This window comes from Azospirillum sp. A1-3, assembly GCF_023806445.1.
GTDB lineage: Bacteria > Pseudomonadota > Alphaproteobacteria > Azospirillales > Azospirillaceae > Azospirillum.
Map to the genome: position 1 here is coordinate 509,295 of NZ_JAMSLU010000006.1, position 13,112 is coordinate 522,406.

Annotated in this window: 12 protein-coding genes; 5 read left to right on the forward strand and 7 right to left on the reverse strand. The window is 67.7% G+C overall.

The annotated features are described in order from the left end of the window. Nucleotide 1: 1 nt before the first annotated feature. The 5 genes from M5E06_RS30210 to M5E06_RS30230 all read right to left on the reverse strand — a co-directional run bounded on the left by M5E06_RS30210 (nucleotide 2) and on the right by M5E06_RS30230 (nucleotide 7,747). Nucleotides 2-967 (reverse strand): GDP-L-fucose synthase family protein, encoded by a 966-nt coding sequence (locus M5E06_RS30210; protein ID WP_252141396.1) that lies wholly within the window; start codon nucleotides 965-967, stop codon nucleotides 2-4. A 183-nt stretch (nucleotides 968-1,150) separates the two neighbouring features. Further along, nucleotides 1,151-2,146: an NAD-dependent epimerase/dehydratase family protein gene (locus tag M5E06_RS30215; RefSeq protein WP_252141397.1), complete on the reverse strand. Its 996-nt coding sequence runs from the start codon at nucleotides 2,144-2,146 to the stop codon at nucleotides 1,151-1,153. Nucleotides 2,147-2,179: 33 nt separating this feature from the next. After that, nucleotides 2,180-3,535: a nucleotide sugar dehydrogenase gene (locus tag M5E06_RS30220; protein ID WP_109153924.1), complete on the reverse strand. Its 1,356-nt coding sequence runs from the start codon at nucleotides 3,533-3,535 to the stop codon at nucleotides 2,180-2,182. A 408-nt stretch (nucleotides 3,536-3,943) separates the two neighbouring features. Beyond that, entirely contained in the window at nucleotides 3,944-5,389 is a 1,446-nt protein-coding gene (locus tag M5E06_RS30225; protein WP_252141398.1) for a flippase, read from the reverse strand. Between the two features lie 84 nt (nucleotides 5,390-5,473). Next, complete coding sequence (locus M5E06_RS30230; protein WP_252141399.1) at nucleotides 5,474-7,747, reverse strand: GumC family protein; 2,274 nt, start codon at nucleotides 7,745-7,747, stop codon at nucleotides 5,474-5,476. A gap of 275 nt (nucleotides 7,748-8,022) precedes the next feature. Between M5E06_RS30230 and M5E06_RS30235 the strand changes: the two genes are divergently transcribed. The 3 genes from M5E06_RS30235 (at nucleotide 8,023) to M5E06_RS30245 (ending at nucleotide 9,280) form a co-directional block, all read left to right on the forward strand. Then, nucleotides 8,023-8,709 carry a Crp/Fnr family transcriptional regulator gene (locus tag M5E06_RS30235; protein WP_109153921.1) on the forward strand — a complete coding sequence of 229 codons (687 nt, stop codon included), beginning with the start codon at nucleotides 8,023-8,025 and terminating at the stop codon, nucleotides 8,707-8,709. A 102-nt stretch (nucleotides 8,710-8,811) separates the two neighbouring features. Beyond that, nucleotides 8,812-8,985 (forward strand): hypothetical protein, encoded by a 174-nt coding sequence (locus M5E06_RS30240; protein ID WP_252141400.1) that lies wholly within the window; start codon nucleotides 8,812-8,814, stop codon nucleotides 8,983-8,985. A 91-nt stretch (nucleotides 8,986-9,076) separates the two neighbouring features. Beyond that, complete coding sequence (locus tag M5E06_RS30245; protein WP_085092153.1) at nucleotides 9,077-9,280, forward strand: YgaP family membrane protein; 204 nt, start codon at nucleotides 9,077-9,079, stop codon at nucleotides 9,278-9,280. Nucleotides 9,281-9,374: 94 nt separating this feature from the next. Here the strand turns inward: M5E06_RS30245 and M5E06_RS30250 are convergent, their stop codons facing one another. Both M5E06_RS30250 and M5E06_RS30255 read right to left on the reverse strand, forming a co-directional pair. Further along, a complete protein-coding gene (locus M5E06_RS30250; RefSeq protein ID WP_014189610.1) occupies nucleotides 9,375-9,971 on the reverse strand; it encodes an ActR/PrrA/RegA family redox response regulator transcription factor in 597 nt (198 codons plus the stop codon). Between the two features lie 9 nt (nucleotides 9,972-9,980). Then, the gene (locus M5E06_RS30255) at nucleotides 9,981-11,372 is read right to left on the reverse strand and encodes an ActS/PrrB/RegB family redox-sensitive histidine kinase (RefSeq protein ID WP_252141401.1); all 1,392 of its coding nucleotides are present in this window, start codon (nucleotides 11,370-11,372) and stop codon (nucleotides 9,981-9,983) included. A 93-nt stretch (nucleotides 11,373-11,465) separates the two neighbouring features. On the opposite strand from M5E06_RS30255, the gene M5E06_RS30260 reads away from it, so the two are divergent. After that, nucleotides 11,466-12,284 (forward strand): ABC transporter ATP-binding protein, encoded by an 819-nt coding sequence (locus tag M5E06_RS30260; RefSeq protein ID WP_109153919.1) that lies wholly within the window; start codon nucleotides 11,466-11,468, stop codon nucleotides 12,282-12,284. After that, nucleotides 12,271-13,110, forward strand: a complete 840-nt coding sequence (locus M5E06_RS30265) for an ABC transporter permease (protein ID WP_252141402.1) — start codon at nucleotides 12,271-12,273, stop codon at nucleotides 13,108-13,110. Before M5E06_RS30260 ends, M5E06_RS30265 begins: the two co-directional genes overlap by 14 nt. The last annotated feature ends 2 nt before the right edge of the window (nucleotides 13,111-13,112 follow it).

The following is a 13,112-nucleotide window of genomic DNA, read 5'->3' on the forward strand; positions in this document are numbered from 1 at the left end:
TTTACTCCGCTGCCTGCTTGGAGGTCTGGAGGCGTTCGGGCGCCGCGTTCTCCAGGAACCAGTCGTAGGTGCGGCGCAGCCCCTCCTCCAGCGACACCTTCGGGCGCCAGCCGGTGGCGAACAGGCGCGACACGTCCATCAGCTTGCGCGGATGGCCGTCGGGCTTGCTCAGATCGTGGGTCAGCGTGCCGGTGTAGCCGACGGTGTCGCGGATCATGGCGGCGAGGTCGGCGATGGCGATGTCGTCGCCGGGGCCGACATTGATGATCTCCTCGCTGTCGTAATGATCCATCAGATGCAGGCAGGCGTCCGCCATGTCGTCGACATAGAGGAACTCGCGCCGCGGCTTGCCGGTGCCCCACAGGGTGACGGTCGGATCGCCCGCCAGCTTGGCATCGTGGAAGCGGCGGATCATCCCCGGCAACGCGTGCGAGGTCTCCGGATCGAAATGGTCGCCGGGACCGTACAGGTTGGACGGCATGGCGCAGATGGCGTTGAAGCCGTACTGGCGCCGGTAGGCCTGGCACATGGTGATGCCGGCGATCTTGGCGACGGCGTAGGGCTTGTTGCTCGGCTCCATCGGGCCGGACAGCAGCGCCTCCTCCTTGATCGGCTGTTCCGCATGCTTCGGGTAGAGGCAGGAGGAGCCGAGGAACAGCAGCTTTTTCACGCCGGCACGCCAGGCGGCGTCGATGACGTTGTTCTGGATCAGCAGGTTGTCGCGGATGAAGTCGCCGCCGAAGCGGTCGTTGGCGAGGATGCCGCCCACCTTCGCCGCGGCCAGGATCACATGCTCGATCCCCTCGCGGTCGAAGAAGGCGCGCACCGCCGCCTGATCGGTCAGGTCGAGCTGCGACCGGTCGCGGATCACGAGGTCGGTGTGCCCGGCCTCCGTCAGCCGCCGCAGAATGGCGGATCCGACGAGTCCCCGGTGGCCGGCGACGAAGATACGGCTGTTGCGGTCCATGCGGGCCGTCTCCTGATGAAGAGGTGTCTTGGGGGTGGAAGCTCCTAGGCCCCCTCCCCATCCCTCCCCCGCTTCGCGGGAGAGGGGGTAGAACGCTTGTCGGCGTGACCTGACCGCCGAAGCGGCGGCAGTCCCCTCTCCCGCGAAGCGGGGGAGGGTTAGGGAGGGGGCAGAGAACGCCCCCTACTCCGCCGCCTGCCCCATGCGCCCCAACTCCGCCCGCGCACGTTCGGCATACCACTCGACCACGCCGGGCAGGCCGGCGGAGAGCGGGATGCGCGGGGTGAAGCCGAGCGCGGTCAGCTTGGCAATGTCGGGGCTGCGGCGGTCGGTACCGCCGGGGGCGGCTGGACCCGGCATCACCTGGGCCTCGCGGCCGAGGCAGGCGACCGTCTGGCGGGCGAGGTCGGCGATGGTGACCTCCTCCGGGTTGCCGATGTGGTAGATGCCGAGATGCTCGCCCTTGTCGACCACCGTCACGATGCCGTCGATGGCGTCGTCGATGTGGACGAAGGCGCGGGTCTGGCGGCCATCACCCTGGATCTTGAAGGGCACCGCCCCGCTCGGGTGGCCGGCGATCGCCTCCACCGCGCGGCGGGAAAATTCCGGCACCACATGCTCCCAGCCCATGTCGGGGCCGTAGACATTGTGCGGGCGGAAGATCGCCACGCGGTCGAAGCCGCTGCGGCCCCAGTTGATCGCCAGCAGTTCCGAGATCAGCTTGGAGCCGCCGTAGCTGTAGCGGGCGTTCAGCACGTCCGGCACCACCAGCGGCACCTCCTCCGGCGTCGGCACCATCGGCGGGGTCTGGTAGGCCTCCGAGGAGGAGGCGACAACGAGGTCGCCCACGCCATCGGCGCGGCAGGCGTCCAGCACGTTCAGCATGCCGCGCACGCCGACGTCCAGAACCACTTCCGGCTTCTCGTAGAAATGCTTGGTGCCGTTGACGGCGGCCAGATGCAGCACGCCGTCGACGCCGCGCACCGCATCGCGCACGGCAGCCGCGTCGCGGATATCGCCCTGGACGAATTCGACATCGTCCAGCACGCCGGCCAGCCGCCCGGTGTGCCCGCGCGAGTTGTCGTCCAGAACGCGGACGCGGTGGCCGTCACGGACCAGCCGGTGGACCAGGGCGGCGCCGATGAAGCCGCTGCCGCCGGTGACGAGATAGTGTTTCATGTCGGTCAAATTCCTCTTCTGGCCCGAAAGACGTCAGGCCACATGCGCGTAGCGGGCGGCGCCATGGCTGCCGAGAGCCACGTAGGCGGTGCCTTCCGGCAGGTCGACATCGCGGCTGTTGAAGTTGTTCCAGAAGTCGTAGATCACGCCCGGCCGGTCCATCCGCTGGGCCAGATCCGGCAGCGGCATGGAGGTGAAGACCGGGTGGTTGTTCAGGATCACCGCCAGATTGGCGCCGGACACCGCCTCGGCCATGTTGGCCGCCGGCTCCAGCCCGAAGGAGCGGATGTCGTCCGGACGCACCACCGCGTCGAAGCCGCGCAGGCGGGCGGTGGGGAAGCGCTGGCGCAGCTCCTCCAGCACCGGCTTGGCCATGGTGCCGCGCAGGTCGTCGGTCGCCGGCCGGCCCTTGAAGGCGAGCCCCATCAGGCTGATGGTCGGCGCCTGCGGGAAGCCCTGCATCGAATTGGCGAGCTTGCCGAGGAAGTCGGCGACCTCGATCGGCTGGCTTTCGTTGACCAGCCGGCCGGCGGCGGTGATCGCCATCTCGACGCCGACCTCGCGCGCCGCCTCGATCAGGATGTGGGGGTCCTTCTCCAGGCAGGGACCGCCGACCGGACCGGGCAGCGGCAGGTTGGTGCGCGGATAGCCCAGCTTGCCGGCGCGCGCCACCTCGACCGCCGAGATCTCCATGGCATTGCACAGCTTGGCGATCTCGTTGGAGAAGGCGAAGGTGACGTCGCGATAGGTGTTGTCGACCAGCTTGATCAGCTCCGCCGTCTCCAGGGTGGAGACCTTGACGGTGGTCGGCGTCAGGAAGCCGAAGATCTGCGCCGCGCGGGTGGCGACGTCCATGCTCTCCGCCCCGACGATCTGCGGCAGCTGGTTCAGCTCCAGCAGCGCCTGCCCTTCCAGCGTGCGTTCCGGGCAGAAGGCGATGTCGAACTGCTTGCCGGTGGCGCGCAGGATCGGCGCCACGATGTTGCGGGTGGTGCCCAGCTTCACGGTGGAGCGCAGGATAACCAGATCGCCGTCATGCAGGCAGCTGGCGACCTGACGGGTCGCCGCCTCGATCATGTCGGTGCGGACCCGGCCGTCCTTGCTCAGCGGCGTGCCGACCGTGATGATGAAGACGCTGGCGTTGCTGCAATCGGCCTGATTGCGGCTGAAGGTGAAACGGCCGCGTCCGATGACGTGGCGCAGCTTCTCCGTCAGGCCCGGTTCGTGGAAGTGCGGGTTGCCCTGGCCGAGCTTGTCGAGCACGTCCTGCCGCACCTCGACCCCATGCACCTGGAAGCCGGCGTCCGCCATCGCCACCGCCAGCGTCAGGCCGACATAGCCGAGCCCGAGGACGCAGACGTTACGATCGGAAAAAGTCTTGGGAAGCATCGTCGCTCCTGCCGTTTGCTGAGGCCCCGCCACCGGCGGCGGGTTGCCGAGAGTTTGGAGACGCCCCGACTGCCCTGCCCTGCCGGCAAGGATGCAGACGGAGAAACCTCGAAATTCGAAATTGTTTTATTGTTGTGACTTCGCCGTGACGATGAAGTACCCCGTTTCCGGCGTTGTGCAGCGCGAAGTGTTTCAGAAATCACCGTCGGATGAAAAGACTATGATTGCCGATCACCGACGTATTAAGAGTACTAACCCTCGCCGACGCCAAATGAATGCTTGGAGGCACCAACAGAGACGTTCGAAAGTGGTGCAATAGGCGCAAACTGCTTCAGCTGCCGGCATGGATCGGCCCGGCATTGCGGAATTGAGGGTTGCATCCGCCCGCCCTGCCACGACCCGCCCCTCTCAGGCCGTGGCGCTGGTCAGACGGCGCAACCGCTTCAGCTGTACCAGTCCCGTCAGCACCGCCATGGCCGCATAGACCGCGACCATCGCCACACTGCCGATGACGAAATCCACCAGCGCCGGCATCCGGTCGAACAGCGGGGCGGCGAACTGGTCGAGTGCCAGTGCCGCGGCGACAGCGGCGCCGGCGCACAGCAGCGCCTTCGCGGCGATCCCGCCATACAGCTCGCCGACCGTCTGCCGGTGGATCCAGGCGATGGCGACCGTGGCGGCCAGTTCTGCGGTGAAGGTCGCCATCGCGGCCCCCTCGATGCCGTAGCGTGGGATCCACCAGATGTTCAGCAGGGCGTTCAGCGCGCCACCCGACAACATGGCGATCATGTAGCCGGTCTGCCGATGCCAGACGAGCAGCGGGTTGCCCAGGATCATGTTGGCGTAGACCACCGCCGAGGCCAGCATCAGCAGCCGCAGGGCCAGCGTCGCCGGGGCATAGGCATCGCCGAACAGCGTTCCCAGGATGGACGGCGCCAGGGCGAGGCCGCCGGCAATGACCAGCCCGCCGACCGCCAGCATGACGGAGGCATAGGCCCGCATCCGGTCGCGCATCGGCCCCAGCTCGCCATAGGCAGCGGCCAGCTGCGGCAGGAAGGCGTTCATCACGATGTTGCCGACCAGATTGGCCAGGGTCTGGATCTTCACCGCCGCGCTGTACCAGCCGACCTCGGTGTGCGGGGCCAGGAAGCCCAGCATCACCACGTCCAGATGGGTGAAGATCGCCCAGGCGAAGACGCCGACCGCCATCGGCGTCGCCGCCGTCAGGATCTCGCGCCAGACCTTCAGGTCGACCCGCGGGCGCAGCGTGCCGAAATCGCGGCGGAACCGGCCGATCATCACCAGCGCGTTGACGGTGATCGATCCGCCGGTGATGGCGGCTGCTGTTATGGCGTCCTCAGGCCCACGCACCAGCAGAAAGACGAGAAGCATCGAGCCGATGGAGGTGCCGATCTCGCGCGTCGCGATCACCCCCATCTTCTCGGTCGCCTGATAAACAAAGTCGAGCACCAGGGCGTTCCCAAGCAGCTGGACCGCCTGCACCAGAAGAACCGCCTTCACCTCCATTGGCTTATCCAGGGAAAGGATGAAGGCGGCATAGAGGGCGCCCACCACCACTGCCAGCACGGTGCGCAGGGTCAGCACATGCTCCGACAATTCGGCCGCCTGCTCGCGATCGCGGGCGATCTCGCGGATGGCGTAGGTGGACAGGCCCATGTTCACGAACAGCGCCGCATAGGCCATCAGCGAGGTGCCGAAGCCCAGCACGCCGAAACTGTCCGGGCCCAGCACACGCGCGGTCCAGGCCGCGGTGACCAGCCCGCTCGCCATCGTCGCCATTTTGGCGGCGGCAAGGGCGCGGATGTTCCGGAAGATGCGGTGTCCAGCCGACATTCATGGGCTCTTCAGTGGTTCAAAACGTCACGTTGCACGGCGCAAAAACTCATCTCCCGCCCTTTCGGGGCGGGAGAGTGAGGCTCAGTTCGCGTAGTAGCGGCGGTAGCCGTGATAGCGGCCGCTGTCCGGGAACTCGTACTGGGCATGGCGGCGGGTATCGACCTGACTGAACAGGACGCCCACCACCTCGCCGCCGGCTTCGATCACTTCCTTCAGGCCGGCCATCGCGGTGCCCCGCTTGGTCATGCCCCAGCGGACGATGAAGACGGTCTGGTCGGCGAGCGCCGCCAGCAGCTTGCCTTCCGACACCGCCAGCACCGGCGGCGAATCCAGCACGATGCGGTCATAGTTGACCGACAGGCGCGACAGCAGCTGGTGCATGGCCGACGACCCCAGGACGTCCTGCGGCAGCGTACGGCCATGGCCGGCGACGATGACGTGCAGGCCGGTGCGCGGATCGACCTGGATCACGTCCTCCAGAGCGGCGGCGCCGGCCAGAACCTCCGACAGGCCGCGGTTGTTGGACAGGCCCAGCATCTCGTGCAGGCTCTTCCGCCGCAGGTCGCAATCGACCAGGATCGTCCGCTGGCCGGCATTGGCGCAGGTGCGGGCGAAGGCCGCGGCGACGGAGCTTTTGCCCTCGCCCGGAACCGAGGAGCTGAACAGGATCACCCGGTGCCGCCCGTCCGGATTGGCGAGCAGGAGCGAGGTGCGCAGGTTCTGCATCGATTCCGCGAAGGCGGAGATCGGCTTGTCGACCACATAGGCGGCCGGCGAACCGCCGAAGCGCGGAATGCGCGGCACGATGCCCAGGCTGCGCACGCCGGTCGCCAGTTCGAACTGGTGCGGGCTGCGGAAACCGCCGTCGGCCCGTTCGCGCAGCATGGCCAGCAGCACGCCCAGCGTGCCCGACGCCACCAGCGCCAGCAGCAGGATCAGCTTGCGGTTGGGCTGCGACGGGTCGAGCGGGATCGCCGCCTCCGACACCACGCGGGCGTCGGGCTGGCGCATATCGGTCTGCGCCGCGATCTGCTGCGAGCGGGTCAGCAGGGATTCGTACATCGCCTGGGCGGTGCTGGCGTCGCGTTCCAGCGTGCGCAGGCCGACGGTCGCCTGCTGCTGCTGGTTCTGCTTCGCCTCCGCCTGGTCCAGGCTGGCCTTCAGCCCCTGCTCGCGGCCCTTCGCCAGTTCGACCTCGTTGCTGAGGTTGGCGACGATCTTGCCGACATCGGCCTTGATCTGGCCTTGCAGGTCGCGCAGCTGGCTCTGCAGGGCCTGCAGCATCGGGTGCTTGGCGCCGTAGCGGTTGGTGGCGTCGGCGATCTGGCGCTGCAGATCGACCTCGCGCTCACGCAATGCCTGGATCAGCGGGGAGCCCAGCACGTCGCCGACCGCCGAGGCGCCGCGCGGCGAATTCGCCATCGCGGTGACGTCGCGCAGCTTGGTTTCCGCCTCCTGCCGCTTGGTGCGGGCCAGGATATAGTCGGTGTTGAGCTGGCTCAGCTGCTGGCCGACAACCGTGCTCTCGTTGTTGGACGAGGTGGTCAGGCCATGCTCGGTGCGGTACTTCTCCACCGCGTCGCCGGTCGTCTGCGCCTCCTTGCGCAGGTCGGCCAGCCGTTCCTCCAGCCATTGGGTGGCGCGCTTGGACGCCTTGAACTTCTCGTCCAACTGGTCGACCAGATAAAGGTCGGCCATGGTGTTGGTGATCAGCGACGCCTTGCGCGGGTCCTCGCTGTCGAAGCTGACGGCGATGACGTAAGAACGCCCCTGCGGCCGGACCGAGGTGTTGTCGAGCACCGCGTTGACCACCGAGGTCATCTGGTTGCGCTCGACCTCCTCCGGCGACAGCGGCACGGTGCCGCCGCTCTTCCAGCTGTCGGGGATCCAGTTGCGCGGATTCAGCGCGGCGAGCCATCCCGGCGGCGGCGGACGCAGCGCCGAATTGAACTCCGGATCGTTCATCAGCTTCAGCTTCGCCACCACCTTCTCGGCGAAGGCCGGCGACTTCAGGATCGCGACCTCGCTCTGCAGCGCGCTGATGTCGGGGGTCATGTCGGACACCACACCCTCGAAATTGAGGACGGTGTTCTTGCGGTGCTCGACCATGATGAGGGTTTCGGCGGTGTAGAGCGGCGTCATCCGGAAGGCGACCAGGGCCGCCAGCCCGGTGCCGAGCACGATCACCGTGCCGATCAGCAGCTTGTGCCGGCGCAGGAGGCCGGTTGTCCGGCGCACCGCACTGGCGGCGCTGGCCGACAGATCATAGGAGATGCCGGGGGAGGCGGAACCGGAGCCCCGCCGAGACTCAGGGGTATTGCGTCGGGGTTGTTCCTGAAGTTCCTGGGTGGCCAAAGGGTCCTCCTCGCGTAACGACCAGAAGCGCGGCCATAGGACCGTCCGTTAGCCCGATCCTCCATTCCGGGCAGCTGATGCTGTCCGGCGGGCAGGCTCGGCGGTTCGTCCGATTGGCTGAAACGCAGTGTTAGTCCAGCCGTTGCATCGGCCATCCAGTGCATGAGGTGAGCAATGGGCGCGCAGTGGGTAGCCTTCCTGACCCTGTTGCAGTGCAGTATGGACCGTCGATGCAGGACCGGGGATAATGGGGGTTACTCGGAAGGACAGGTTCCATGACGTTCGATCGTACCGGCCGGTTGGCGGAAATCCCGGCACTTTTCCCGACATTGGCGAAGCTGGACGAAGACTCGGCGACCCTTCTCGGCAACGCCGGGCGGCGGGTGAACGTTCCGCGCGGGACCGTCCTGTTCCGCGCAGGCGACCGTTGTCACACCTTCCTGATGGTTCTCGACGGCGCGGTGCGGGTGCAGATGGCATCGGAGACCGGGCGCGAGATCGTGCTGTACCGCGTCGGCCGCGGCGAGACCTGCATCGTCACCACCGCCTGCCTGTTGACCGACAAGCCCTACAGCGCCGAGGCGGTGGCGGAGACCGACATCGACGCGGTGGCGCTGGCGGCCGGCCCCTTCCACGATCTGGTGGCGCGCTCCGCCGCCTTCCGCGACTTCGTCTTCGCGTCCTTCGGCAACCGGCTGACCGGCATGATGATGCTGATCGAGGAGGTCGCCTTCGGCCGCGTCGACCTGCGCCTCGCCCGCTTCCTGGCCGACCGCCGCGACGCGACCGGCGGGCTGGACACCACCCATCAGGCGCTCGCGGTGGAACTGGGCACCGCGCGCGAGGTGGTGAGCCGCCAGCTGAAGGAGTTCGAGCGGCGCGGCTTCGTGACCCTGTCACGCGGGCGCATCCAGGTGCTCGACCCGGCGGCCCTGCTGGCGCTGGATAAATGCGCATCATGATTTCGGGCGTGCGACAAATTGTGACGTATACGTATTTTTAGGCTGTACCGGATAAGCTGAAAGGTATACTATCAGTATGTCTTTTGGACGGAGAATTGCGTCATGCCGCACCGTCAGGAATCCGCCACCGTCACCGCGATCAGGCAGATCCGCGACCACAGCCGCGAATGCCACAGTCTGCCGGCCCGTGAGGTGCTGCTGCGGATTGAAAGGCGAATGATCGAGTTTCTTGAAGACGGGCCGGGTCTGCCGACGCACGGCTCGTGGTCAAACTAGGGTCAACGCGTCCCAGCGTGACTGAATCACAGACGAGCCAATGGCTGGGATGTAAAGCAGGCGGTACTGTTCATCCATAACAGGTGCCGCCATGAATTGCCGCAACATGGGCCCGGTGGATCGCGCGTTGCGCGCCATCGTCGGGCTGATCCTGATTTCGCTGACCGTCGTCGGGCCGCAGACCCTGTGGGGACTGGTCGGGCTGGTGCCGCTGCTGACGGCCGTCGTCGGCTTCTGCCCGGCCTACACGCTGCTGGGCATCAAGACCTGCCGGACGGAAGACCGCACCGCCTGACCGGCGCGGCACCGGACATGCGAACGGCCCGCTCCCTTCCGGGGCGGGCCGTTCGCGTTTCCTGACCAAGAACCTCGGCCGAAGCCGCGGATATTCAGGCGCGCGGGGCGTGCTTGTTCAGGATGCGCTGCAGGGTACGGCGGTGCATCTTCAGGCGGCGCGCGGTTTCGGAGACGTTGCGGTCGCACTGTTCGAAGACGCGCTGGATGTGCTCCCAGCGGACGCGGTCGGCCGACATCGGGTTTTCCGGCGGCTGCGGCAGCGGACGGCCATCGGCCAGCAGCGCCGATTCCACCGCGTCGGCATCGGCCGGCTTGGGCAGGTAATCGACGGCGCCGGCCTTCACCGCGGCGACGGCGGTGGCGATGTTGCCGTAGCCGGTCAGCATGACGACGCGGGCGTCGGGGCGGGCGTCGCGCAGGGCCGACACCACGTCCAGCCCGTTGCCGTCGCCCAGCCGCAGGTCGACCACCGCGAAGGCGGGGGCGGATTCCTGCGCCACCTCGATGCCGAGCTGGACGCAGTCGACTGCGACGACGTTGAAGCCGCGCTTTTCCATGGCGCGGGCCAGCCGCGTGCGGAAGGGGGCGTCGTCGTCGACAATCAGGAGGCTGCGGGTGACGTCGCCAGTGAATGTCAGTTTGACGGCATCGCCCGACAGCAGGTCATCGGTTGTTTTGAGGGTGTCCACCGTGAAACCTCATTTCTTGGCGTTGATGGTCTTCCAGCGCACGGAAATCCGCGCACCCGTTCCGCCCTGGTTGGAATGCCCGCCGGCGGTCTGGTCGGCGGGCGGAGTGCCGGCCGGCGGATTGTTGGTGTAGCGCACGGTCGCGCCGGTCTTTTCCAGCAGCGTCTGCGCGATGAAGATGCCCAGCCCCATATGGCCGCCGCCCGTCTGCCCCTTCGGGCCGGACCGCTCGCCGCGCACCGACAGGTACGGCTCGCCGATGCGGCCCAGCAGATGGGGCGGGAAGCCCGGGCCGTCGTCCATCACCGTGATGGTGACGCCGCGGCCGTCCCAGGCGGCGGCGACCGTCACCTTGTGGCGGGCGAACTGGTGGGCGTTCTGGATGAAGTTGCCGATGCCGTGGATGATCTCCGGGCTGCGGCGCAGGAAGGGCTCCTCCGCCTCGCCGACCGGGTGGGGTTCCACGACGAAGTCGATGTGGCCGAGACGATGCGGCGCCGCGGCAGCCTCGATCAGCGTGGTCAGCGGCAGCCGTTCGAACGGGTCGCCGCCGTCGGCCTCGGGCTTGCGCGCCAGATCGGCCAGGATCTCGCGGCAGCGCATCACCTGACTCTGCAGAAGCTCGACATCCTCGCCATAGGGGCTGTCGGGCGGCAGGTCGCGCGCCAGCTCCTTCGCCACCACGGCGATGGTGCCGAGCGGCGAGCCCAGTTCATGCGCGGCGGCGGCGGCCAGGGCGCCCAGCGCGCCGAGGCGCTGTTCGCGGGCGAGCGCCACCTGCGAGGCGGAGAGCGCGTCGGCGAAGCGACGCGCCTCGGCGGCGACGCGGAAGACATAGCCGGCGATGAAGACCGCCGACACCGACAGCGACAGCCAGACACCGAAGGCATAGAGCGGCGCCATCGAGCGCACCGGCTCCTCCCACGGCAGCGGGAAGTGCCAGAGGGCGAGCGCGGTCAGGCAGATCAGGTTCAGCCCGGTCAGCAGCACCGTGCTGTAGCGCGACAGGATGGCCGCACCAACGGTCATCGGCGCCAGCAGCAGGATGGCGAAGGGGTTGCTCAACCCGCCGGTCAGATAGAGCAGCAGCGTCAGCTGCAGCATGTCGTAGCTGAGATACAGCGCGGCGTCGCGGTCGGCCAGCCGCAGCCGGCCGCCGCGCTGGGCCATCGCCACCACGTTCAGCAGGGCCGACGCGCTGATGGCGGCCAGAACCGGCCCCAGCGGCAGCGGGAAACCCAGACCGAGATTGACGAAGGCCACCGCGGCCAGCTGCCCCAGCACCGCGACCCAGCGGATCAGGATCAGCGTGCGCAGTGTGATGCGGCCGTCGGGCTGCGCCCAGTGCGGCGGCGAAGCGAGCGGGATCGGTGCGGTCAGCGCGCTGGCGAAACTCACCATGATCCGTTCCCCCAGTCCACCTGCCCAAGGCCTGCATGCATCTGGAGCGCATGCCCCTGGCGGTTGCGGCGGACACCGCCATATTCTGTGCCCATGACCGAACAGATCGCTGTCTTATCGCCCGCCATAAGGGCCGACGGATTGACCAAGCGCTTCCCGGCTCCGGACGGACGGGACGTGACGGCGGTCGACTCCATCACCTTCACCGTGCCGCGCGGCAGCGTCACCGGCCTTCTCGGCGGCAACGGGGCGGGCAAGACGACGACCATCTCGATGCTGCTGGGGCTTTTGCTGCCGACGGCCGGGACGGTGGAGATCCTGGGCGTCGACATGGCGCGCCACCGGCATGCCGTGCTTCCGCGCATGAACTTCTCCTCCCCCTACGTCGAACTGCCCCATCGGCTGACGGTGCGGGAGAACCTTACCGTCTATGCCCACCTCTACGGTTTGACATGCGTCAAAAAGCGCGTCCAAGAATTGGCCGAGCATCTTGACCTGTCGCGTTTTCTCGATCGCCCGTCCGGCGGGCTGTCTGCGGGGCAGAAAACCCGCGTTGCCCTTGCGAAAGCTTTGCTCAACGACCCGGAGCTTCTGCTGCTGGACGAGCCGACCGCCTCGCTCGATCCCGACACCGCCGACTGGATCCGGACATATCTTGAGCGGTACCGCCTTCGCACCGGCGCCACCATCCTGCTCGCCTCCCACAACATGCTGGAGGTGGAGCGGCTGTGCGACGGCGTGCTGATGATGCGGCAAGGTCGGATCGTCGACCGCGGCGCCCCCTCCGCCCTGGTCGCCCGCTATGGCCGCCAGACGCTGGAGGAGGTCTTCCTCGACATCGCCCGCGCGTCCGGCGGCGTTGAATCCGATGGCCGCATCCTCACCGGGGAGGCCGCCGATGCAGCCGAATGAGGTGGCGATCCCGCGCGCCGACTTCTCGCTGCGCCGGGTCGGCGCCATGGTGCTGCGCTACTGGTATCTGCTGCGCGGGTCCTGGCCGCGCATTCTGGAACTGGCCTATTGGCCGACCATGCAGATGATCCTGTGGGGCTACATCAACCAGTTCATGGCCTCGACCAACGGCGGCGGCAGCGGTTGGGTGGCGCAGGGCGCCGGCGTGCTGGTCAGCGCGGTGCTGCTGTGGGACGTGCTGTTCCGCGGCCAGCTCGGCGTCTCCATCTCCTTTTTGGAAGAGATGTGGTCGCGCAACCTCGGCCATCTGTTCGTCAGCCCCTTGCGCCCTGGCGAATGGGTGACGGCGCTGATGACCATGAGCCTGCTGCGCACCCTGATCGGCGTGCTGCCGGCGACGGCGCTGGCGATTCCCTTCTTCGGCTATTCGGTTTACGCGCTGGGTCTGCCGCTCGCCGCCTTCTTCGCCAACCTGATCGTGCTGGGCTGGTCGCTGGGGCTGCTGATCGTGGCGCTGATCCTGCGCTATGGCATGGGGGCGGAGGGGCTGGCCTGGATCGTCGTCTTCATGCTGGCCCCGGTCAGTGCCGTCTATTACCCGGTCTCGGTCCTGCCGGCCTGGCTCCAGCCGGTCTCGCTCGCCCTGCCGTCGGCCCATGTGTTCGAGGGCATGCGGGCGCTGGTGTTCGACGGCGTCCTGCGCTGGGACCATCTGGCCTGGGCGGTCGGGTTGAACGTGCTCTACATGGCGGCCGGCATCGCCGTGTTCCTGTACGCCTTCCACCAGGCGCGCGTGCGCGGGGCCTTGCTGCAAACCGGGGAATAGCG